This window comes from Nonomuraea antri, from assembly GCF_013283785.1.
In the GTDB taxonomy this organism is placed as follows: domain Bacteria; phylum Actinomycetota; class Actinomycetes; order Streptosporangiales; family Streptosporangiaceae; genus Nonomuraea; species Nonomuraea antri.
On sequence record NZ_JABCPZ010000049.1, the window covers coordinates 1 to 22,823 of the forward strand.

A 22,823-nucleotide genomic window follows, 5' to 3' on the forward strand; every position below is an offset into this window, starting at 1 on the left:
CCTTCGCACGCCCGCCCCCGACTCCGACCGCGCCCGCGCTGTCCTTCAGTGCGTCGCGTAAGGCGGCGCGGGAGGTGATCCCGAGCTTGGGGAAGATCCGGTACAGATGGGCGCTGACCGTACGCGAGGACAGGAACAGCCGTTCGCCGATCTCCTTGTTGCTCAACCCGGCTGCGGCCAGCCGCGCCACCTCCAGCTGCTGGGCGGTCAGGCCGTGCGCGGCCTGGGGCCGCTGGGCCACGGCCACCCCGGTGGCGCGTAGTTCCTGCTCGGCCCGCTGCTGCCAGGCGGTCGCGCCGATGGCGGCGAACAGGTCGGCGGCGCGGCGCAGCTCGGGCCTGGCCTCGCCCGGCTGCAGACGGCGGCGCTGCAGTTCGCCGAGCGCGAGCCTGACCCGGGCGTGGTCGAAGGGCCAGCGCTCGGTCCTGGGCAGCGCGAGCGCGGCCTTGAACAGCGGCACCGCCTCCTCCTCCGGCGCCACCAGCGCCTGGGCGGCCATGACGTGCAGGCGCAGCCGGGGCGCCCGGTCGGCCAGCCCGGCCGCGGCGGCGGCGTGCGCCCGGGCCTCGGCGGTTCTGCCGGTGCGTACCGCCGACTCCACCAGCTCGAACACCGCCCAGGGCGCGAACGCCACGTGCGGTGGTATGACGCCGGGCGGGCTGATGCTGCTCCAGTAGGCGTAGGCCGTCTCGTAGTCGCCGTGCGCCATCGCGGCCAGGGCGAGGTTGCGGGCGGCCAGCGACAGGTGCAGGCCGCTGCCGCGCGGGGCGGCCCATTGCTCGATGGTCCTGCTGTAGGCGAGGGCGCTGTCGGCGTCGCCGCGGGCGGCGGCGATCCAGCCCAGGCTGCAGCGCAGGTCGTGGGCCAGCAGTTCGAGGTCGTGGCGGACGCACAGGTCGAGCCCGGCGTTGGCGGCGGTCTCCGCGGCCTCCCACCGTCCGGCCAGGAAGTGGTCGTGGGCGGCGAGCCAGTGGCCGCCGGCGGCGTGGGTGATCGCGCCCTGCCCGGATTCGCCGTCGGTCAGGGCGCGGATACGTTCGCGGTAGTCGGGCAGCAGGTCCATCCAGGTCGCGGCCCGGCACAGCGCGGCCACCCGGCCGGGCGGGGCGTCGGCGGGCAGGGCGTCGAGCGCGGTGCGTACCCGCTCGGCGGTGCCCGCGCCGAGGAAGACGTCGTGCAGCAGGCGCGCGTGCTCGTCGTCGCAGCCGGCGACCACGTCCGTGACCTGCGCCCACTCTTCCGGGTCCTGGGCGTAGGAGGCGGCGAGCACCCTGACCATGGCACCCGCTCCCGGGGTGCCGCGCAGCAGGCGGCGGGCGGCGTCCAGGTCGCCGTCGCGCAGCAGCAGGATCTGCGCGCGCACCGCCAGTGCCCTGGCCGGGTCGTCCAGGTGGCGGCGCGCCTCGTCCAGCAGGGTCTCGGCCAGGTCGAGCTGCCCGGACTCGCCGGCCAGCTCGGCCGCGAGCTCCAGCCGGGCGGCGCGGGCCGCCGTGTCGGGGGTGAGCTCGGCCGCGCGTTGCAGCGCCTTGACCGCCAGGCCGCTGCCGCCGCGCAGGCGTACCGCGCGGGCGGCCTTCTCGATCTCGGCGGCGACCCGCTCGTCCGGCTCGACGGTGGCCGCCGCGAGATGCCACATGCGCAGCTCCGGATCGGACCGGTGCTGCTCGGCCAGTACGGCGTGCGCCTGCCGCGTCTCCTCCGGCGAGGCCAGGTTGATGATCGCCGACCTGACCAGCGGATGACGGAACCGCAGGCCGGACGGCGTCGAGTCGCGGGTGACCAGGCTCAGCCGCTCCACCTCCATCAGCTCGTACGGCGACAGCTCGGCCCGGTGCTCCAGCCGGTCGCCGTCCAGGGCCGTCACCAGCAGCGTGGTACGGATCTCGGGCGGCAGCTCCAGCACCCGTCCGGCGAACGCGGTCTCCAGCCGGGTGCGCAGCGGCGCGCCGGTGGGCAGCAGCTCCGCGTCGACCGAGGTCTGCGGCAGTTCGGTGAGCGCGAGCGGGTTGCCCGCGGCCTCGGCCAGCACCCGCGCGCGCACCGAGCCGGGCAGGCCGGGGTGCCACAGGTCCAGCAGACGCCCGGCCGCCTCGCCGTCGAGCGGCCCGACCTCCATCATGCTGATGCCGGGCGTGACGCGCTCACTGGCCGTCAGCGGCCGGCGCGCGAAGATGGCCCGCAGGTCGTACGGCTTGAGCCGCATCAGGATGAACATCATCACCTCGCGCGTGGGATGGTCCACCCAGTGCGCGTCCTCCACCGCGATCAGCACCGGCCCGTCGGCGGCGACGGCGGCCAGCACCGCCAGCGACGCCACCGAGATCGCCAGCCGGTCGGGCACCGGCCCGTCGCTCAGGCCGAGCACCCGGCGCAGCACGTCCCGGTGGAAGGGCTCCACCCGGTCCAGATACTCCATCACCGGCGCGAAGAGCTGGTGCAGCCCGGCGAAGGCGAGCTGTGCCTCGCTCTCGAAGCCGCTGCCGCCCACCACCCGCATGCCCCGCTGCTCGGCGTAGGCGATGCCGGCCCGCAACAACACCGACTTGCCCACGCCGGGGTCCCCGTGCAGCACGACGTTGGGCGGCACGCCAGGGACGCGGTCGATCGCCTGCCGCAGCGCGGCCAGCTCGCTCGCGCGTCCGATGAGGTCCATGTTCGTCTCCTTGGTGCAGTCATTTGACCGATTGCCCCGGCTTTTCGCGGCGGCATGCTGGGCGGGTGCCGCGACTACAGGTGGGAACAGACGTGACCCTCTTCTACGAGGACGTCGGCGACGGGCCGCCCGTCGTCCTGGTGCACGGCTGGCCTCTGTCGCACCGGTTCTGGGAGCCGCAGATCGGACCGCTGGCCGCGGCCGGGCACCGGGTGGTCTGCTACGACCGGCGCGGCTTCGGACGTTCCAGCCGGCCCTGGCACGGCTACGACCACGCCACCTTCACCGCCGACCTGGCGGCCCTGGTCGAGAGCCTCGACCTGACCGGGCTGGCGCTGGTGGGCTTCTCCACCGGCTGCGCCGAGAGCGTCGGTTACGCCGCCGCGTCCGGCCGGGTGGCCAGGCTGGTGCTGGGCAGCCCGGTGCTGTATCCGGACCCGCTCGCCCACGAGCTGCGCGTCGCCGCGCGCCGGCACCGCCTCCCGATGCTCGACGATCTGCTGCTCAGGTTCTTCGCCGTGCGCGGCCGGCCGACGCTCGACGAGCAGACCCGCCAGTACCTGCTGCGGCACGCCGCGGACGCCTCGCCCCAGGCGACCGCGGACTCGCTGGCCGTCTGGAGCGCCGCACGCCCGGATCAGGACCTGGCCCGCATCACCGTGCCCACGCTGATCATCCAGGGCGAGGAGGACGCGTTCGTGCCCGCGGAGTACGGCGGGACGCGGGTCGCCCGCGCGGTCGCCGGCAGCTCGCTGGCGACGATCCCCGACGCGCCGCACGGCGCCCCGCTCACCCACGTCGAGCAGTGGAACGCGCTCATGCTGGAGTTCCTGGCGGGATGACGGCATGCGGCGACCGTACGTCCCGGGTGACGGACCCCGGTATCAGTCGCGTGACGTATTCGCCAGCGCGTCGCGCAGTTGCCCGCGCGAGGTGATGCCCAGCTTGGGGAAGGCCCGGTACAGATGCGTGCTGACGGTCCGGTGCGACAGGTAGAGCTGCTGGCCGATCTCGCGGTTCGACAGCCCGGCCGCGGCCAGCCTGGCGATGTGCAGCTCCTGCGCGGTGAGCAGTTCCGCGACAGGCGCGACACGCAGGTCGCTGGCCTCGCCCGCCGCCCGCAGCTCCTGGCGGGCCTTCTCGCCCCAGGCGAGCAGCCCGAGCACGTCGAAGGCGTCGCGGGCGGCCCGCAGCGGCACGCGGGCCTCCTGGATCCGGCGCCGGCGGCGCAGCCACATGCCGTGGGAGAGCAGCAGGCGGGCCCGCGCGGTCGGCCAGCCCGACAGGTCGGCGCTCAGCGCGGTCCGGTAGAGCGCGTCGGCTTCGGCGTCGCCGGCCAGCAACGCCCGCGCGTGACGCAGGCCCAGGTGCAGCAGGGGCGATCGGGTCCTGGCGGCCACCGGCTCCAGCTCGGCCACCATCCGCCTGGCCGGCTCGGGCTGGTCGATCGCGACCGCGGCCTCGGCCAGCTCGCTGATCACCCACTGCCGCCAGATCTGGTGATGGGCGGCGTCGCCCGGCTCGAACAGCCGCCACAGGTGGGCGAAGGCGTCGTCGTACCGTCCGGCGCACAACGCGATCACGCCCTTGGCGTGCTGGAGTATCGCCACGGCCGAGCTGATGGCGACGGTGCCGAGCGCGCGTTCGCCCTCGGCGGCCAGCGCCAGGCCGCGTGTCTCCTCACCGCGCAGCCCGGCCAGCAATGCCAGCATGCCGAGGGCGGAGGACTGCCAGCGCGGCTGCGCGGTCTCGCGGGCCAGGCGTTCGGCCTCCTCGGCGACCAGCAGCGCCCCGGCCCAGTCGCCGCAGAAGACCTGGCGCCACATCTGCGTGCTGAGCGCCTGCGTGAGCAGGCCCAGCCTGCCGTGGGTGCGCAGGTCGGCGATGGAGGCGTCCATGAAGTCGCCGACCAGGTCGAAGGCGCCGACCGTGCTCGCCGCGACCCCGAGCAGCCGGGTCATGGCCCCGTCGAGCCGGGCGCCGCGCAGCTTGGTCAGGTGGTCGATGACGTCCGCGCCGCGTTCCAGCGGTCCCGCCGTGGCCAGCGTCATCAGCAGCTCGGGATCGTCCCGGCCGGCCGCGAGGCGTTCCGCCAGGGCGATGACGCGGCCGCGCTGCTCCCAGCCGGGATCGCCCCACCAGCAGCGGATGGCCGCGGCGCGGACGCAGTTGAGCGCCAGAGCGCGATCGCCCGCGGCCGCCACGGCTTCCGCGGTCGTGACCAGCCGCCTGATCCGCGCCGGGCCCTCGTTGCGCCCCTCTTCCAGCACCTCGCTCAGCCAGACCGCCCTGGCCCGCCGCGACTCGCCGAGCACGGACGGCTCGGCCAGCGCGAGCAGCTCCGCGGCCTCGTCGCCGCGGCCGAGCTCGAAGGCCAGCTCGGCGGCGGCCAGCAGGCGGTCGGCGCCCGCCGCGGGATCGTCGCCGACCTCCGCCGCGCGGCGCAGGGCGGCCACCGCGACCGGGATCGCGCCACGCTGCCTGGCCCGGGCGGCCACCTCCGCCAGCTCGGCGGCGACGGATTCGTCCCGGTGTGCGATCGCCGCCGCGCGGTGCCAGGCCCGGCGGTCCGGGTCGCGGTCGTGCACCCGGACCAGCGCGGCGTGGGCGGCGAGGCGATCGGTACGACCGGCCCTGTGGTAGATCGCCGAGCGCACCAGCGGATGCCGGAAGCGCAAGGTCTGCTCGTGCAGTTCCACCAGCCCCGCGTCCACGGCCGGGATCAGCGTCTCCGCGGTCACCTCGGCGCCGGTCAGTAACCTGCCGCCGGCCAGCGCGTCGGCCACGTCGTGTCCGTCGTTGGCCGCGGCCACCAGCAGCAGCCCGCTGGTACGGGGCGGAAGCTCGGCCAGCCGCACGGCGAAGGCCCGTTCCAGACGCGCCGTGAGCGGCAGCAGCCCGGCCTCGGCGGTGACCGTCCCGGCGTCGAGCGCCAACGGCAGTTCGACCAGGGCGAGCGGGTTGCCCGCCGCCTCGCTGAGCACGCGCCAGCGCATGCCGACGCCGAGATCGGCGGCCTGGGCGTCCAGGAGCGCCTCGGCCGCGGCGGGATCGAGCCCGCTCAGCCGCAGTTCGGGTACGTCGCTGTCGTCCAGACTGGTCGGATAGCCGTCGCGCAGGGCCATCAGCAGCACGATCGGGTCCGATCGCACGCGCCTGGCCACGAATCCCAGCACCTCCGTGGTGGGCCGGTCGAGCCACTGCAGGTCGTCGACCACGATCAGCAGCGGACGCTGGGCGGCCGCCTCACCCAGCAGGTTGAGCACGGCCAGCGCGACCATGAAGGGTTCGGGGTCGTCGACCTCGGCCATCCCGAACGCGCCGAGCAGGGCCTCGCGCTGGCGGGCGGGCAGCTGGTCGGCGGCGCCGAGCATCGGCCGCAGCAACTGGTGCAGCCCGGCGAAGGGCAGGTGCGTCTCGCTCTGCACCCCGGAGGCGCTGGTCACCATCACGTTCCCGGCCTCGGCCCGCGCGGTGGCGACCGCCAGCAGGGCGGATTTGCCGATCCCCGACTCGCCGCGGACGACCAGGGCGTCGCCGCACTCGTGCACGCGATCCACGAGCCCTTCGAGCTGCGCCACCTCGCGGTCGCGCCCGAAGAGCGTGGTCACGCGACACCTCCCCCTGGAGCCCGATGATCGAATTGTCGCATGAGTACGTCATTTGACGAATGACCGGTCCCTTGACTTCTCCTAGCATCGGCGTCGCGTCCGCCCTTGGAGTCGCTCGTGACCAAACCCGTTCTGGAGCCGGCTGCCCAGGCCTTCGCCGATGCCACCGCCAACCCGCCCTACCTGCACCGCCTGCCGCTCGAAACGGGCCGCCAGGCGATGGCCGAAGTGCAACGCCCGGACCTCCGCGTGCCCGGCGTGACCCGGCAGCCGATCGCCGGGACGAGGCTCACCCTCTTCCGTCCCGCGCACGCCGAGGGACCGCTGCCCGCGGCGCTCTACCTGCACGACGACTGGGTGTTCGGCGGCGGGCACGCCCACGAACGGCTGGCCCGCGAACTGGCCCACGAGTCGCGGACGGCGACGGTGTACGTCGACTACAGCCTCTCGCCGGAGGCCCGCTACCCCGTCGCGCTCGGCGAGGGCCAGGCGGCGCTGGACTGGGTGCGCAGGCGCGGCGGCGCCTTCGGCCTGGACGCCTCGAAGATCGCGGTGGTGGGCGGCAACCTGGCCGCCGCGCTGGCCGTCGCGGCCCGCGGGCGGCTGGCCGCGCAGGTGCTGCTCTGCCCGGCGACGGACGCGTCGTCCGACACCGGCTCCTACCGGCAGTTCGCCGAGGGCTACTTCCTGCGCGCCGACGGCATGCGCTGGTGCTGGGACCAGTACACAGCGGACGACGCGCAGCGGGCCGACATCACCGCCTCGCCGCTGCGCGCCACCGCGCGGGAACTGGCCGGGCTGCCTCCGGCGCTGGTCATCACCGCCGAGGCCGACGTGCTGCGGGACGAGGGCGAGGCCTACGCCGCCAAGCTGCGCCAGGCGGGCGTGCCCGTGACCGCGGTGCGCTACCACGGCGTCATCCACGGATTCCTCACGCTCAACGCCCTGCGCGGCACCCACGCCGCCCAGGCCGCCATCGACCAGGCCGGACGCTACCTGGCCAGGATGCTCGCTCCGGCGGGCGGGCCGGATTGCCGGGCTCCCGCCCGCTGACCGCCCGGCGCCTTCCGCGTAAGCTTTGGCTGATCTTCACCGGAACGCGGAGAAGGAGCACCCGATCGCCACGCCACCCGGCTTCGCGGAGGTGCTGCGTCGCCATCGGCACGCGGCGCGCCTGACGTTGGAGCAGCTCGCCGAGGCCTCCGGCGTCAGCGCCAGGACGCTGTCCGACATGGAACGCGGCCGCAGCAGGGGCCCGCAGCACCGGACCGTCACCGCGCTGGCCGACGCGCTCGGCCTGGCCGGGGCCGAGCGCGAACAGCTCGTCGGGCTGGCGCGCGAGGGGCGTCTGCGCGACCACTGGACCCGTCCGAGCGGGCTGTGCGAGCTGCCCCGCTCGGTCGACGACTTCACCGGCCGGGCCGCCGAGCTGACCTGGCTCGGCGAGCTGCTGCGCGGCGGGGGCGCGCCGGGCGCCGCCGGAGTCGGGCTCATCACCGGCGCGGCCGGGCTGGGCAAGACCACGCTGACCGTCCGCGCCGCGCACGCCCTGCGCGAAGACTTCCCCGGCGGGGCGTTCTTCCTCGACCTGTTCGGCATGTCCGCGCAGCCCCTGCCCGCCGACGAGGCGCTGGGCCTGCTGCTGCGCGCCCTGGGCAGCACCGACCAGCAGATCCCCGGCGACGTCGGCGGGCGCGCGTCCCTGTACCGGTCGCTGCTGCGCGATCGGCGGGTGCTGATCGTGCTCGACAACGCCGCGTCCGAGGAACAGGTCCGGCCGCTGCTGCCGGGCGACGGCACGGGACGGGCCCTGGTTACCAGCCGCCGCCTGCTGGCCGGTCTGGAAGGAGTGCGCAGGCTCAGCCTCGGGCCCCTGCCCGCGCCGGAGGCCACCGAACTGCTGGCCGGAATACTGAAGGACCGCGGCGGCTCGGACGACGGATCGGCGCTCCGGCAGCTCGCGCGGATGTGCGGCGGGCTGCCCCTCGCGCTGCGGATCGCCGGGAACCGGCTCGCCAGCCGGCCCGGATGGAACGCCGCCGACCTCGCCGCCCGGCTGACGAACGAGGAACGCCGCCTCGACCAGCTCAGCGCCGGCGACCTCAAGATCGCCACCGCGTTCGGCCTGTCCTACGACCAGCTGGCCGACTCGACGCGGCGGGTCTTCCGCCGGCTCGCCCTGGTGCCCGGCCGCGACTTCGACGCCGCGCTGGCCGCCGTCGCGGGCGGCACGCCCGTCGAGGGGGCCTGGGACGCACTCGACGAGCTCGTCGACCTCGGCCTGCTGCAGGACGGCACGTCCGGCCGCTACCGCTTCCACGACCTGGTCCGGCTGTTCTCCCGCGACCGGCTGCGGGAGGAGGAGACCGCGGCCGAGCGCGACGAGCTCACCGCGACGGTGACGTCGTGGCTGCTGCGGATGGCCACCGCCGCCGGGCGCTGGTTCGAGTTCGGACCCGGCCGTCCCGACCCCGACCCCGATCTCGCGGAGCCGTCCTCCGCCGAAGAGGCCGACCACTGGTTGCGCGTGAACGCGGACAACTGGCTGGGCGCGTTACGCCAGGGGGCGAGCGGCGATCAGTTCGCCGCCGTGCTCGACTGCGCCGAGTCGCTGAACAGGTTCTCCGACCGGTGGATGCACGCGCCGCACTGGCACGAGGTCTTCACGCTCGGCGCCGCGGCCGCCGCCGCCCTGGACGACCCGGCCAGGCAGGCCGGCCAGCTGAACCAGGTGGCCTGGGTGCACCTGATACCGCGTGACGACCCGGAGGCCTGCCTGCGCCACACCCCGCGGGCGCTGGACCTGGCCACCCGCAGCGGCGCCACGGCGGAGATCATCCAGGCCCACCACCTGGAAGGCGGCGCGTTCCGCCAGCTCGGACGGCTCGACGAGGCCATCGCGGCGGAGACGCGGGCGGTCGAGATGGCCGAGGCCGATGACGACATCGATCAGTACTGCGAATCGCTCGGCGCCCTCGGCACCTGCCTTCGTCTCGCCGGTCGCCACGCCGAGGCGCTGGAGCAGTACCACAAGGTGCTGGCCCTGGTGAACGACGAGCGGTCCGGCATCACGCCGAGCGTCGCGGCGTTCATCCGGCCGATCGCGCTGGCCCGCGTCGGTGAATGCCTGGGCCTGCTCGGCGAACGCCCCGCGGCGATCGCCAGGCTCGCCGAGGCGATCGAGCTCATGGAGCGGATCCAGTTGGCCGTCCCGCAGGCCCGCGCTCTGGAGACGCTGGCGGCGCTGCTGTCGGAGGAGGACCGGGCCGGCGAGAGCCGCGACGCCTACGCGCGGGCGGCCGAGGTGTACCAGGCCGTCGGCGACACGGCGGCGAGCGGCCGCTGCCGCGACCTGGCGAACACCCCGACCTGACGAACACCGCGACCTGGGCGAACACCGCGACCTGACGGTTCCCGCGCTACTTCTGCGTGCTGTTCTGCGTGGCCCGGCAGCCTGCCCGCCACTTTGATGGAGCGCACGGGGGACAGGCGATGGGCCTGGCCGGCAGCGCGGGGAGCGACCATGACCGCAGGCAGGAACGTCATACTCGTGCCCGGCGCTCTCGCGGACGGGTCCGGCTGGCAGGGCGTCCAGGACGAACTGGCCGCGGCCGGGCTCCGCGTCCACGTCGCGCGGATCCCGATGTCGCCGGCGGGTGACGTCGCGCTGACCCGCAGGCTCCTGGACGGTCTCGACGGCCCCGCCGTCCTGGTCGGCCACTGCTACGGCGGCGTCGTCATCACCGAGGCGGGCACCCATCCCCGGGTCGCGTCGCTGGTGTACCTGGCCGCGTTCGTCCCCGACCAGGGCGAGTCGATCGACACGCTCGTCGCCGCCGGGCCGGCGCTGCCCGTGCCGGCCCGCGGCGCGACGGTCACCGACCCGGCCTGGCGGCACCGGCCGAGCTGGTACCTCGTCGCGCTCCAGGACCGGATCATCGCGCCGGCCCTGCAGCGCGGGATGGCCGAGCGCGCCGGATCGATCGTCGTCGAGGTGGTCGGCAGCCATGCCGTCCACGTCACCCAGCCGGCCGCGGCCGCCGACCTCATCCGTGAGGCGGCCGCCGCCGTCTTCGGCCCGGCCGCTCCATGAGGCGCCGCGGCGCCGCACCGCAGGAGGCAGACATGACAGGCAAACCCGTGACCAAGGCCGCCGTCGTCGGCACCGCGATCGAGTTCTACGACCACGCGCTGTTCGGCCTCGCCGCGGCGATCGTGCTCAACGGGCAGTTCTTCCCCGCGGACAGCCCCGCCGCGGGCACCCTCGGCGCCTTCGCCGCGTTCGCGGTCGGATTCCTGGCCCGTCCCATCGGCGGTGTCGTGTTCGGGCACCTGGGCGACCGGGTCGGGCGCAAACCCGCGCTGGTCGCGACGCTGCTGCTGATGGGACTGTCCACGGCCGGCATCGGGCTGCTGCCCACCTACGACCAGATCGGCGTGGCCGCGCCGGCCCTGCTGATGCTGCTCCGGCTGGCGCAGGGCTTCGGCGCGGGCGCCGAGTACGCGGGCGCGCTGGTCCTGGTGGCCGAGACCAGCGACCCGCGCCGGCGGGGCCTGTGGGCCGCGCTTCCCGGGGCGGGCGTCCAGATCGGCATCCTGACCGCCACGCTGGTCTTCACCGCGGCCGCCGCGTTGCCGTCGTTCGAGACCTGGGGCTGGCGGTTGCCGTTCCTGATCAGCCTGGTGGGCGTGGGGGTTGGGCTGTTCGTCAGGTTCCGTACGCCCGAGTCCGAGCTCTTCGAGCGCGAGCGGGTGCGCGGACTGAGCCGTTTCCCCGCGCTGGAGGTGGTCAGGAGGCAGCCGCGGAGCCTGCTGATCGCCGTCGCGGCCAACGCCCCGTTCGGCGCGCTCGCCTACATCATCAACGTCTTCCTGCTGTCGTACGTGACCAGGACGGTCGGCCTGCCGGCCACCGTGGGCCTGGCCGCCAACCTGTCGTCGTCCGCGGCGGCGATCGCGGTCTCGCCCCTGTTCGGGCTGCTCGCCGACCGGGTCGGGCGGCGTCCCGTCTTCCTCGGCACCGCGGCCTTCCTCGCCGCGTACGCCTTCCCGATGTTCTGGATGGTCGACACCGGACGCCCGGAACTGGTGATCCCGGCGATCACGCTCGGGTACGGCGTCTGCGTCGCCGGGATGTTCGCCGTGCTGGCCTCGCTGCTCACCGAGCTGTTCGACACCCGCTACCGCTACAGCGGCATCGCGATCGCCCGCGAATGGACGGCCGCGCTGACCAGCGGCCCCGCTCCGCTCGTGGCGACCGCCCTGGTGACGGCGGCCGGCGGGGCGTCCTGGCCCATCGCCCTGCTGCTGGTGGTCTGCGCGGCGATCACCTTCGTCGCCGTCCTGCTCGCCCCGGAGACCAGCGGCCGCGACCTGACCGGGGCCGCCGCCGAAGCGCCCGTCCCGGCGCGTGCGGGCGTCTGACGCCGATACCTACGTCACCGCCCCGGAGGCGAGTGCAGTCAACTGACCGATTACCGGCAGGGGGCCCCGAACCTAACGTCGAAGCGCATCGAGACCGCACCGACGAACAGGAAGTCGAAATGCCGTACATCACCGCCAACGACGGAGCCCAGATCTTCTACAAGGACTGGGGCGCCGAGGGTACCCCGGTCCTGCTCAGCCACGGCTGGCCGCTCAACTCCGACGCCTGGGAGGCCGCCGCGCTCTTCCTGGCCCAGCACGGGCACCGCGCCATCGCCCACGACCGGCGCGGGCACGGCCGCTCGGCGCAGACCTGGCACGGCAACGAGATGGACACCTACGCCGACGACCTGGCCTGCCTGATCGAGCAGCTCGACCTGCGCGACCTCACCCTGGTCGGGCACTCGACCGGCGGCGGGGAGGTCGCGCACTACCTCGGCAGGCACGGCGGCGACCGGGTCTCGAAGCTGGTCCTGGTGTCCGCGGTGCCGCCGCTGATGCTGCGCACCGAGGACAACCCCGAGGGCCTGCCGATCGAGATCTTCGACGCGATCCGGGCCGGCGAGGCCGCCAACCGCTCCCAGCTCTACCGCGACCTGGCCGACGGGCCGTTCTTCGGGCACAACCGCGGGCAGGACGTCCCGCAGGGGTTCCGCGACGCGTTCTGGCTGCAGAGCATGGCGTCCGGGCACCGGGGCGCGTACGAGTGCATCGCCGCCTTCTCCGCCACCGACTTCCGCCCGGACCTGGCCAAGATCGACGTCCCCACCCTGGTCATCCACGGCGACGACGACCAGATCGTGCCGTTCGAGGTCGGGGGCAAGCGCTCGGCCGAAATGATCAACGGCGCCGTGCTGAAGGTCTACGAAGGCAGCGGGCACGCCCTGCCCGACACCGACCGCGACCGGCTGCACGCCGACCTGCTCGCCTTCGTGAACTCCTGAGGAGCGCCGCGCATGAACCCCCTACGCCGATTCGGCCACCTGCTGGGCGCCCTCGTCGGGAGCTGCGCCCTGATCCTCGGCCTGAGCGGAGCGGCCGTCCCCGCCTCCGCCACTCCGACCGCCACCGCCGGCTCCGGCGCCAAGCCGACCGTGGTCCTGGTCCACGGCGCGTTCGCGGACGCCTCCGGCTTCAACGACATGATCACGCTGCTGGGCGCGGCCGGGTTCCCGGTGATCGCGCCGGCCAACCCGCTGCGTGACGTGGCCGGTGACGCCGCCTACCTCTCCAGCGTCCTGGACACCATCACCGGGCCGGTCATCCTGGTCGGCCACTCCTACGGCGGCGTCGTCGTCACCAACGCCGCCCGCGGCCACGACAACGTCAAGGCGCTGGTCTACCTGGGCGCGTTCGCGCCGGACCAGGGCGAGAGCGCGCTGCAGCTGGCCGAGCGGTTCCCCGGCAGCGAGCTGGGCCACGCGCTGCTGACGCGGCCGTACCCCGGTGGCGGCATCGACGGCTACATCACCGCGGAGAAGTTCCGCGAGGTGTTCGCCGCCGACCTGCCCGCGTACAAGACCAGGCAGATGGCCGCCACCCAGCGGCCGGGCAGCGCCACCGGACTGTCCGACGGCAGCGGCGACCCGGCCTGGAAGACCATCCCGTCCTGGTACCTGATCCCCAGGCAGGACAAGGTGATCCCGCCCGCCGCCCAGCGGTTCATGGCCGAGAGGGCCGGCAGCAGGGTCCGCGAGATCGACTCCTCGCACGTCGTGATGATGTCCCACCCCGCCGCCGCGACCGCGGTGGTCCTGTCCGCCTACGCCGCCATCCGATAGAGCCGCCACCCGACAGAGGAGAACCTTCGATGAGACCCGACACGATCGTCCTGATCCACGGCTTCTGGGTGACGCCGCGCAGCTGGGAGCACTGGATCACCCGCTACCAGGAGCAGGGCTTCAAGGTCATCGCCCCCGCCTACCCCGGCTTCGAGGTCGAGGTGGAGTCGCTCAACGCCGACCCGACCCCCATCGAGCAGGTCACCGTCCCGCAGATCATCGAGTCGCTGGAGACGCTGATCCGCGGCCTGGACAAGCCGCCGATCCTCATGGGCCACTCGGCCGGCGGCGTGTTCACCCAGATCCTGCTGGACCACGGTTACGGCGCCGCCGGGGTGGCGATCAACTCAGCCCCCACCGAAGGCGTCAAGGTCATCCCGTTGTCGCAGCTCAAGGCCACCTTCCCGGTGCTGAAGAACCCGGCCAACCGGCACAAGGCGGTCGGCTTCACCTTCGAGCAGTGGCGCTACGCCTTCACCAACACCTTCCCCGAGGAGCAGGCCCGCGCCACCTACGAGCGCTACCACATCCCGGCCTCCGGCCACATCTTCTGGGGCAGCGCCCTGGCCAACATCCACCCCGGCAAGGACGACAACTGGGTCGACTACCACAACGACTCACGCAAGCCGCTGCTGTTCATCTCCGGCGAGCACGACAACCTCATGCCGCCCAAGGTCCAGCGTTCCAACGCCGCGCACTACAAGTCGCCGCGCACCATCACCGAGGTCGTCGAGTACGCCGGCCGCTCGCACCTGATGCCGGCCGAGAACGGCTGGGAGAAGATCGCCGACCACGCCCTCACCTGGGCTCTGGACCACTCCTGAAAGCCGGGGGCCGGCTCCCGGAGCGGATCTCCGGGAGCCGATCCCCCCGGACGGGGCTCGCGTGACCGACATGAACGACCATTGGTGCTGACGAAGGGAGAGGTCCGTGACGAAGGTCCGGTTCACGCACATCGGCGGTCCCACGGTCCTCATCGAGTTCGGCGGCTGGCGGCTGCTCACCGACCCGACCTTCGACCCCCCGGGCCGTACCTACTCCTTCGGCTGGGGGACCTCCTCGCGCAAGCTGACCGGCCCCGCCGTCGACCCGGCCGACCTGCCGGACATCGACGCCGTCCTGCTCTCGCACGTCCACCACGGCGACAACCTCGACGACGCCGGACGCGCCCTGCTGCCGGCCGCGGGCACGGTCGTGACGACCTCCTCCGGCGCCCGCGCCCTGCCCTGCCCGGCCCGCGGCCTGCGCGCCGGCCTGACCACCCGGCTCACGGCCGAGGGACGGCCGCCCATCGACATCACCGCCACCCCCTGCAGGCACGGCCCGCCGCTCAGCGGGCCGATCGTGGGCGAGGTCATCGGCTTCGCGCTCACCTGGCCCGGCCAGGAACACGGCCCGCTGTGGATCACCGGTGACACCGTCGACCACCGGGCGCTGCGCCGGGCCGCCGCCGCGATCCGGCCGGGCACCGTCCTGCTGCACCTGGGCGGCGTCGGCTTCCCCGGCACCGGACCGCTGCGCTACACCATGACCGCGCGTCAGGCCGTCCGGCTGTGCGGGGCCATCGCCCCGCGCACGGTCCTGCCGATCCACTACGAGGGCTGGCAGCACTTCAGGCAGGGCCGCGCCGGCATCGAACGTGACCTGCGGGCCGCGCCCGGCCACGTCGCCGGCCTGTTCCACTGGCTGCCCCTGGGCACGCCTGACCAGATCCACCTCTGACCCGGTGGTCGTCACCGTTGCTCGATCTCGGCGGCGGCGAGGCGTTCGAACGGGCCGGCGCCGTCGTGCGGCTTCGGCGGGGCGTCCAGGTGGCGGACGCGCAGCTCGTCCATGAGCTCCTCGACGAACGCCGGCCCGGCGTCGCGCAGGAACCGCTGCCGGCTCCGGTGCCCGGTGTCGCCGGGACGCCAGTCGAGGCCCCAGTCGCCGAGCGCGCAGATGATCGGAAGAGTCCGGATGCCGGCCTCGGTCAGGCTGTAGCGGACGCGCTGCCCCCGCGCGGCGGCGCCCCGGGTGAGCAGCCCCGCCGCGACCAGCCGGACGAGGCGGTCGGCGAGGATGTTCGACGCGATGCCCTCGCCCGACCCGGTGAGCAGCGCACGGAAGTAGCGGCGGTCGCCGAAGATGACGTCGCGCAGCACGAGCAGCGACCAGCGATCCCCGAGCACCTCGACGGCGGCGTTGACCGGACACCCGGACCGTGGTTCCACGGCTTCCTCCTTGACAGGGATATCGCCCTCTCTATAGTAGTTGCAAAATACAATCACTCCTGGGAAGAGGAGCCGATGGGCCGCTTCGTCCATTCCGCGCAGGCGTCTCATGACCTGCGGATCGAGCAGGTTCGCGGAGACGACGGGGCGTGGCCGCGCGACGCCGATCACTTCGCGACGAAGGAGGCGGGCTCGTGCTGACGCAGGTAGCGGCGGGCGTGCTGGTCCACGAGAGCGAGTTCGTGCAGAGCAACGCAGTCGTGGTGCGCGGCCGGGCCGGGGTGCTGCTCATCGACCCCGGGGTGACCGGCGCCGAGCTCGACTGCCTCGCGGACGACCTGCACGCGCTCGGTCAGCCCGTGGTGGCCGGGTTCTCCACGCATCCGGACTGGGATCACCTGCTCTGGCACGCCCGGCTCGGCGAGCCGCCGCGGTACGGCACGGCGCGCTGCGCGGCCGCCGTCCGCGACCAGCTCGCCGCCCCGGACGCCAAGGAGCGCATCGCCGAACACCTGGTCGACACGGAGGTCGCCGGGCAGGTGCCGCTGGACCTGCTCGGCCTCGTCACCGGCCTGCCCGCGGGCGCTGTCCACGTCCCCTGGGACGGCCCCCAGGTCCGGATCATCGAGCACCGGGCGCACGCCCCGGGCCACGCGGCGCTGCTGATCGAGGAGCATGGCGTCCTCGTCGCCGGCGACATGCTCTCCGACGTCCTGGTCCCGATGCTCGACCTGGACACGACCGGTGACCCGATCGAGGACTACCTCGACGCGCTGCGGCTGATCGAGGACGCGGCGGGCCAGGCCGAGGTCGTCGTGCCCGGCCACGGTTCCGTCGGCGGCCCCGGCCGGGTACGGGCGCGGATCGACCTGGATCGGGCGTACGTGCTGGCGTTGCGTGACGGCCGCGACCCCGACGACCCGCGGCTCGGCGCGTCGGCCAAGCCCGGCTGGGAGTGGGTGGACGACGTGCACGAAGGGCAGCGCCGGCGCCTCGCGGCACGATAGGGGGCCGGACCAGTCGACAGCGGGCCGGACCGGTCGATCGCCGTCACGTGTCGCGGGCGGAGCCGAATGTCGGTGCCCGCTGATAATCATGACCCGTCACGCCGACCGACCGACGTTGGAGCCCCCCATGGCCACGGCCGTCCGCAGAATCGAGAGCGCCGCCCGCGGGCGCCCGCCCCAGAACCCGGTGCGCGGGTTCGCCCGCCCCGAGCCGCGAGCCGGAGGCTGACGTGGGCGTGCTCGACAACCTGCCCTGGTCCCTGACCCGCCGGTTCACGTACCGCACCGAGGGCCCGACCAGCGAGCTGCTGGCCAGGTTCGACGCGGGCGGGCGGCCCGGCGCCGACGAGGTCGGGCGCAGGGCGTACGGCATCTGGGCGCAGCTGCGGCTCGGCCTGGGCGAGCAGGGCGGCCACGACTACCCAGGCGAGGTGCTGCGGTTGGTGCGCGAGGTGGCCGGCGCCGACATCCCCTGGACGATCGAGGACACCCGCCTGCTGTGGGAGGTCGCCGACGTGCTGTCGTGCTGGCGTCACACCGGCTACGCCGAGCTGTACCGCATCCCGATGGCCGCCATCGCGACGCTTTCGCACTCCGAGCGCCGTCAGGTCGCCGGCGACCCGCCGCAGCGGCACCCGGGCCTGCGCAGCCCCGGCCGGGCCGCCGTGCGCAAGGATCTGGCGCGCGTCCTGGCCGAGCCGCCCGAGCACGGGCCGGCCGGGATCGTGCGCGGCCTCGTCTGGGACGGCGACCCCCTCGCCCGCGCCATGGCCGGGAAGTACGCCGCCCGCCTGACCGCCCCCGCCATGCTGCCGCTGCTGAAACACCTGTGCAAGGCCAAGGCGCGCCGGCCGAGCGAAGCCTGGCTGGCCAGGGCACGCACGCTGCTCGCCGACGACGGCGTGGTGGTGCTGCGCGAGATCCTGTCCCGCCTGGCCACCCACCGCGAGAGCCGCGAGCCCGGCGGCCGGATCTTCCTGGCCGGGCACACCGTCGTCGCGCTGCGCGGCATGGTGTGGGCCTGCCAGGTGATCGACGCGCCCTGGGTGTCCACGCTGCTCGGCGACATCGCCGTCAACTGCGGCATCGGGCGCAACGGCACCGGCGGCGCCGCCGTCTGCCGCAGCGAGCCGCTGGCCAACGCCGCGCTGAACGTGCTGGCCGCGCGGGGCGGCCTCGACACGGTGGGCGTACTCGCCCGGGTGCGGGCCAAGCTGCGCAGGCCGGCGCTGCTGGAGAAGGCGGCCGCGGCACTCGACGCGGTGGCCGCGCACGAGGGGCTGAGCCACGAACAGCTCATCGACAGGACGGTCCCGGACTTCGGGCTCGGTCCAGGCGGGGTCAGGGAGGAGCGGGCCGGCGACCACGTCGTCCGGCTCGACGCCGAAGGGCCGGCGCTGCGGTTCGTCAACCCGGCCGGGCGCGTCGTCAAGACGGCGCCCCGGTCCATCCGCCACGACCCGGTGGTCACCGATCTCAAGGCCACGCTGAAAGACCTCAAGCGCACGCTGGCCGCCGAGCGGCTGCGCCTGGAGCAGATGCTGATCGTCGAACGCGAGCTGTCCTGGCAGGAGGCCGGGCGATACCTCTTCGACCACCCGGTCACCGGCCCCTGCGCCCGGGCCCTGATCTGGCGGCTCCCCGACGGGTTCGCCGGGCTGCCGGTCAGGAGCGATGGCGGCTGGGCACTGGCCGACGCGAGCGGCCGATCCGTGCGCCCGGGCGCCGGCACGCCGGTCAAGCTGTGGCACCCGATCCTCGACAGCGCGGAAGGCGTGCGGGGCTGGCGCGACCACCTGCTGGAGCGGGGCGTCAGGCAGCCGTTCAAGCAGGCGTTCCGCGAGGTCTACCTGATCACCCCGGCCGAGGAGTCCGCCCGTACCCGCTCCGAGCGGTTCAGCGGTCACTTCGTCCGCTACGGTCAGGCCAAGGCGCTGCTGGAGCAGCGCGGCTGGAGCGGGCTGTCGATCGGCCACTGGGACTACGAGTGCGGCGGCGACCAGGGCTCGGCCGTCAAGACGCTGGCCGGCTGGCAGGCGAGCTGGAGCATGTGCGTCGCCTCCGATCCCGAGCGGGACGACTGGGGCACGGCCTCCTGCGCCGCCACCGAGGCGATCCGGTTCAGCCACGCGGACCTGCCCGGCGACGCGCCGCTCACCGACGTGCCGCCGCTGGTGTTCTCGGAGCTGCTGCGCGACGCCGACCTCGCCGTGGGCGTCGGGTCCCTGGGCCTCGACCAGCAGGCGGCGGCCGGGCTCGACGGCTACTGGCGCTCGTACGGGTTCGGCGAACTGAGCGAGACCGCCCGCACCCGGCACGACGCGCTGACCCGGCTGCTGCCCCGGCTGGCGATCGCGGATCGGGCCGAGCTGACCGACAGGTTCCTGCGCGTGCGCGGGCACCTGCGTACCTACCGGATCCATCTGGGGTCGGGCAACATCCTGATGGAGCCGAACGACGCCTACCTGTGCATCGTCCCCGACCGCGTCGCCACGCCGGTGTTCCTGCCGTTCGAGGAGGACGGCATGTTGTCGGTGATCCTGTCGAAGGCGTTCCTGCTGGCGGACGACACGAAGATCACCGACCCGAGCATCACCCGCCAGCTCGCCACCGGATGACCCGCCTACCCGCCGGCCGAGCCGGGCCCCGGGTCCTGCGGCGGGCGTGCGGCGCGCACCTCGCCGAGCAGTTCGCCGGCTCGTACGGCCAGGGGCCTGGCGCCGATCTCCGTGGCGATCGCCACCGCGGCCTCCAACTGGGCCTCGGCCTGCGCGGTCCGGCCGGCCGCGTGGTGGAACTCGCCCAGCGCCGTCCTCACCCGCGTCTCGTTGAGCAGGCTCTTGATGCTCCTGGTGATGTCCAGGGCCTGGGTCAGCGCGGCCTCGGCCTCCGCCGGCAGTCCTTGCCGCAGGCTCGACACGCCCAGTCCGTGCAGGGCCAGCGCCTCTCCAGCGCGGTCCCCGATCGTGCGCACGCTGGTCAGGGTTCTGGTGAAGGCCGCGCGGGCCTCGGCGTACCTGCCCTCCTGCAGTTCGAGGTTGCCCAGCCAGTAGAGGGTCTGCGCGAGGCCGCGTTGCGCGTTCAGCGGTTCGTAGATCGCCAGGGCGGCGTCGAAGTGGTCCCTGGCGAGCCGGTGCCGGCCGTGGTCGAGGTGGATCTGGGCGATGCTGCGCAGGGCGTACGCCTCGGCGCCGGAGTCGCCCGCCTCCCTCAGCTCCTCCAGGGCCCGTTCGTAGTGGGCCATGGCCCGGTCGGGACGGCCCACGAAACGGTCCACCATCCCCAGGAACGTTCGGGCGATGCCGGTGCCGTGCACGTCGCCCGCCTGCTGGAACAGCTCCAGCGAGCGCTCGAAGTCGGGCGAGGCCAGGTCGTAGCGCGCCTGGTCCGCGTAGAGGCCGCCGCGCCGGTGGAGCACCGCCGCCATGCCGCGGACGTCACCCGCCTGCTCGGCCGCCGCGTAACCGGTCGCGAGCGTCGCGTGCTGGTCGTCGAGGTACTTGCGGAGCGAGAAGAAGATCGCGGTCGTGGTGGCCAGGTCCCAGGACAGGTCCTCGTGCCCGGCGCTCGCGGCCAGCTCGACCGCGTTGACGATGGTCAGCCGCTCGGTCTCGAACCACTCCACCGGATCGGCGACCAGGCTCTCCACGTAGCCGGCGGGCAGGCGCCGGCGCTTGGGCGAGCCGCGGACGATCTGGTACTCGCCGCCGTACAGCGCGCTGTAGGCCGCTCTGCTGACGGTCAGCAGGCAGCTCAGCATGCGTCCGACGGCCTCCTTGCGCACCTGGGCGGGGTCCTCGGCCTCGCTCATCTCCCGCGAGAACAGCCGCACCAGGTCGTGGAAGCGGTAACGTGTCCGCCCGGCCGGGTCGCTGGCGGCGACCTGGAGCAGCTGGGCGTCCACGAGCGTTTCGAGGAACCTCTCCGCCTCCTGGACGTCGATGTCGAGCAGCGCGGCGGCGGCCCACGCGGGGAAGCTCGTGACCTCGACCAGGCCCAGCCGCCGGAAGGCGCGCTGCTCGTCCGGCTCCAGGCCCTGGTAGCTGAGCGCGAAGACGGCACGCACGTGCAGCGGGCCGTAGGCGAACTCGTCCAGCCTGCGCCGCTCGTCGCTGAGATGCGCCACGAGCGCGGCGGTGCTCCAGTGGCGCTTGGCGGCCAGCCGGGCGCCGGCGATGCGCAGGGCCAGCGGCAGGTGGCCGCACAGCGACAGCAGCTCCGTGGCCGCGGCGGGATCCTGGGCCAGCCGCTCCGGTCCGACGATCCGCTCCAGCAGGGTCATGGCCTGCGACGGGCTGAGCACGTCGAGATCCACCTGCCGCGCCCCGGCGAGCGCGGCCAGGGACCTGCGGCTGGTGACGATGACGGCGCACGACGCGCTGCCCGGCAGCACCGGCATGACCTGGGCCGCGTCGGCCGCGTTGTCCAGGATGATCAGCGCCCGCCGATCGGACATCAGCGTGCGGAACAGCTCGGCCCGCTCGTCGAGGCTCGGCGGGATCGAGTCGCCGTTCACGCCCAGGATCCGCAGGAAGCGGCTGAGCACCTCGGCCGGGCCGACCGGCTGGGCCTGTGTGCCGGTGCCGTGCAGATCCATGAACAGCTGCGCGTCGGGGAAGCGGTCGCGCACCTCGTAGGCCAGACGCAGCGCGAGCGCGGTCTTGCCGATGCCGCCCATGCCCGAGATCGCCACGATCGCCACCGTGTTCCGGCCCGCGTCCTCCAGGTATCGCCGCAGCTCCTGCCGGGTCTTCTCGCGTCCGGTGTAATCGGTCACGTCGGGCGGGAGCATGTTCGGGGTCGCCCGGCGGGCCGGCTGCCCGCCGCCGGCGCTCGCCTCCTCCGCCAGCAGCGCGAGGTGGGCGTCGCGGAGCTCGGGCGAGGGATCGACGCCGAGTTCGTCCGCCAGCCTTCTCCTGGTGGCCTCGAACCAGCGCAGCGCCTGCGCCCGGCGGCCGGACGCGCCCAGGACGGTGATGAGCCGCGCGTGCAGCCGCTCGTCGTACGGATGCCGCTCGGCCAGGCCGGTCAGATGATCGACGGCCTCCTCCGGCCGGTCGCGGGCGAGCGCGAGGTTGGCCAGGTCCAGCACGCACGCCAGATGCGTCGTCTCCAGCCGGTGTGCCTCGGCGCTGGCGCGTAATCCCTCGGGCGCGCCCAGCAGCACGGGGGCCCGCCACTCCGCCAAGGCCCGCTGGAGCAGGTCGAGCCGGTGCGCGGGGTCGCGTTCGGCCGCAGCGGTCTGGGTCAGTTCCATGAAGCGGGCGGCGTCCAGCCGGACGCGCGCGACGTCGAGCCGGTAGCCGTGACCGGTCAGCTCGATGGCGTCGGGCAGCGACATCTCCTCGCGCAGCCAGGCGCGGATGCGGCTGACCCCGGTGCGCAGCGCGCCCATGCTCGCGCCCGCCGGACCCCACGCCCACTCGATGAGCCGGTCCTCCGGCACCGGACGACCGGCCCCGAGCGCGATCCCCGCCAGCAGCCAGGGACCGCTACGGCCGGGAACGCTCACTTCGCGTCCCGCGATCCTGACCTCCAACGGCCCGAGAACGCGGATCGCCGGCATGACCTGGTCGTTCTGGTGACGCATGCGTATCCCCCTGGCACGCTGCCCGGCCGTCTCGTCGATCGCTGTAAACGAACTGAAAACGGGCCTTGGCAACATATTTCTTGATCAACGACGACATCTCGAAAGAAGGGCATTCAGATGCTCAAGCGCAAGCTCGCGGCTCTACTGCTGGCACTCTCAGCATGCGTGGCCGCGGGGGCCGCCTATGCCGACTCCCACCAGCAGGCGCCGGTCATCGTCCAGGCGGCGGACTGCGGCGGCGAACACGAGTGGGGCTGCGCCTGACGGCGGCACCGCGGGGGACACGCGGAACGGGGAGGCTGTCTTCGCACGTGACGCCGGTGCTTGAGGGGCAGGATCCAACGGTCGTTCACGTGAATTCATGGTTCTCCGATCCGCGTGGCGCTCTTCACCAGCTATAGAGGCTTGATCGGGGCCATCCGGACAATCGCCGTGCGATTTTTTGTCTGCAGTGATGAGAGGGCCCGCCAGACAATCGGCCATTGCCAGGACCTGCGCCCGTCGCGCGAGATCGGCACCGGGGGATCGGTACGGGGATCGGCAT

Annotated in this window: 16 protein-coding genes; 12 read left to right on the forward strand and 4 right to left on the reverse strand. The window is 73.7% G+C overall.

Going from position 1 to position 22,823, the window contains the following annotated elements:
* On the reverse strand, positions 1-2,653 hold a 2,653-nt coding region (locus HII36_RS18300), incomplete at its 3' end, for a helix-turn-helix transcriptional regulator (protein ID WP_173524419.1).
* A 92-nt stretch (positions 2,654-2,745) separates the two neighbouring features.
* Here HII36_RS18300 and HII36_RS18305 point away from each other — a divergent pair.
* The gene (locus HII36_RS18305; RefSeq protein WP_217369667.1) at positions 2,746-3,495 is read left to right on the forward strand and encodes an alpha/beta fold hydrolase; all 750 of its coding nucleotides are present in this window, start codon (positions 2,746-2,748) and stop codon (positions 3,493-3,495) included.
* Between the two features lie 42 nt (positions 3,496-3,537).
* On the opposite strand, the gene HII36_RS58675 is transcribed toward HII36_RS18305, so the two are convergent.
* The gene (locus HII36_RS58675; protein WP_173524421.1) at positions 3,538-6,264 is read right to left on the reverse strand and encodes an AAA family ATPase; all 2,727 of its coding nucleotides are present in this window, start codon (positions 6,262-6,264) and stop codon (positions 3,538-3,540) included.
* A gap of 117 nt (positions 6,265-6,381) precedes the next feature.
* Here HII36_RS58675 and HII36_RS18315 point away from each other — a divergent pair, with 117 nt between their 5' ends.
* The 8 genes from HII36_RS18315 (at position 6,382) to HII36_RS18350 (ending at position 15,191) form a co-directional block, all read left to right on the forward strand.
* Positions 6,382-7,317, forward strand: coding sequence for an alpha/beta hydrolase (locus HII36_RS18315; RefSeq protein WP_328807772.1), 936 nt, complete (start codon positions 6,382-6,384; stop codon positions 7,315-7,317).
* 25 nt (positions 7,318-7,342) lie between these two features.
* Positions 7,343-9,637, forward strand: a complete 2,295-nt coding sequence (locus HII36_RS18320; protein ID WP_173524423.1) for an ATP-binding protein — start codon at positions 7,343-7,345, stop codon at positions 9,635-9,637.
* Between the two features lie 150 nt (positions 9,638-9,787).
* On the forward strand, positions 9,788-10,357 hold the full coding sequence (locus tag HII36_RS18325; RefSeq protein ID WP_173524424.1) for an alpha/beta fold hydrolase: 570 nt from the start codon (positions 9,788-9,790) through the stop codon (positions 10,355-10,357).
* A 32-nt stretch (positions 10,358-10,389) separates the two neighbouring features.
* Positions 10,390-11,688, forward strand: coding sequence for an MFS transporter (locus HII36_RS18330; protein ID WP_173524425.1), 1,299 nt, complete (start codon positions 10,390-10,392; stop codon positions 11,686-11,688).
* A gap of 119 nt (positions 11,689-11,807) precedes the next feature.
* Positions 11,808-12,632: an alpha/beta fold hydrolase gene (locus tag HII36_RS18335; RefSeq protein ID WP_173524426.1), complete on the forward strand. Its 825-nt coding sequence runs from the start codon at positions 11,808-11,810 to the stop codon at positions 12,630-12,632.
* A 12-nt stretch (positions 12,633-12,644) separates the two neighbouring features.
* Positions 12,645-13,469, forward strand: coding sequence for an alpha/beta fold hydrolase (locus tag HII36_RS18340; RefSeq protein ID WP_173524427.1), 825 nt, complete (start codon positions 12,645-12,647; stop codon positions 13,467-13,469).
* 29 nt (positions 13,470-13,498) lie between these two features.
* A complete protein-coding gene (locus tag HII36_RS18345; protein ID WP_173524428.1) occupies positions 13,499-14,293 on the forward strand; it encodes an alpha/beta hydrolase in 795 nt (264 codons plus the stop codon).
* A 106-nt stretch (positions 14,294-14,399) separates the two neighbouring features.
* The gene (locus tag HII36_RS18350; protein ID WP_173524429.1) at positions 14,400-15,191 is read left to right on the forward strand and encodes an MBL fold metallo-hydrolase; all 792 of its coding nucleotides are present in this window, start codon (positions 14,400-14,402) and stop codon (positions 15,189-15,191) included.
* A gap of 11 nt (positions 15,192-15,202) precedes the next feature.
* On the opposite strand, the gene HII36_RS18355 is transcribed toward HII36_RS18350, so the two are convergent.
* On the reverse strand, positions 15,203-15,682 hold the full coding sequence (locus tag HII36_RS18355; RefSeq protein ID WP_328807773.1) for a winged helix-turn-helix transcriptional regulator: 480 nt from the start codon (positions 15,680-15,682) through the stop codon (positions 15,203-15,205).
* Between the two features lie 194 nt (positions 15,683-15,876).
* Between HII36_RS18355 and HII36_RS18360 the strand changes: the two genes are divergently transcribed.
* Positions 15,877-16,689 carry an MBL fold metallo-hydrolase gene (locus HII36_RS18360; protein ID WP_173524430.1) on the forward strand — a complete coding sequence of 271 codons (813 nt, stop codon included), beginning with the start codon at positions 15,877-15,879 and terminating at the stop codon, positions 16,687-16,689.
* Between the two features lie 230 nt (positions 16,690-16,919).
* Complete coding sequence (locus HII36_RS18365) at positions 16,920-19,307, forward strand: DUF4132 domain-containing protein (RefSeq protein WP_173524431.1); 2,388 nt, start codon at positions 16,920-16,922, stop codon at positions 19,305-19,307.
* Between the two features lie 5 nt (positions 19,308-19,312).
* On the opposite strand, the gene HII36_RS18370 is transcribed toward HII36_RS18365, so the two are convergent.
* Positions 19,313-22,279 (reverse strand): AfsR/SARP family transcriptional regulator, encoded by a 2,967-nt coding sequence (locus HII36_RS18370; RefSeq protein WP_173524432.1) that lies wholly within the window; start codon positions 22,277-22,279, stop codon positions 19,313-19,315.
* A gap of 117 nt (positions 22,280-22,396) precedes the next feature.
* Between HII36_RS18370 and HII36_RS18375 the strand changes: the two genes are divergently transcribed.
* On the forward strand, positions 22,397-22,543 hold the full coding sequence (locus HII36_RS18375) for a hypothetical protein (protein ID WP_173524433.1): 147 nt from the start codon (positions 22,397-22,399) through the stop codon (positions 22,541-22,543).
* The last annotated feature ends 280 nt before the right edge of the window (positions 22,544-22,823 follow it).

Coding starts and splice junctions, on each gene's coding strand:
- HII36_RS18370 (WP_173524432.1), bottom strand. CDS start 22,279: ATGCGTCACCAGAACGACCAGGTCATGCCGGCGATCCGCGTTCTCGGG.
- HII36_RS18325 (WP_173524424.1), top strand. CDS start 9,788: ATGACCGCAGGCAGGAACGTCATACTCGTGCCCGGCGCTCTCGCGGAC.
- HII36_RS18330 (WP_173524425.1), top strand. CDS start 10,390: ATGACAGGCAAACCCGTGACCAAGGCCGCCGTCGTCGGCACCGCGATC.
- HII36_RS18335 (WP_173524426.1), top strand. CDS start 11,808: ATGCCGTACATCACCGCCAACGACGGAGCCCAGATCTTCTACAAGGAC.
- HII36_RS18340 (WP_173524427.1), top strand. CDS start 12,645: ATGAACCCCCTACGCCGATTCGGCCACCTGCTGGGCGCCCTCGTCGGG.
- HII36_RS18345 (WP_173524428.1), top strand. CDS start 13,499: ATGAGACCCGACACGATCGTCCTGATCCACGGCTTCTGGGTGACGCCG.
- HII36_RS18375 (WP_173524433.1), top strand. CDS start 22,397: ATGCTCAAGCGCAAGCTCGCGGCTCTACTGCTGGCACTCTCAGCATGC.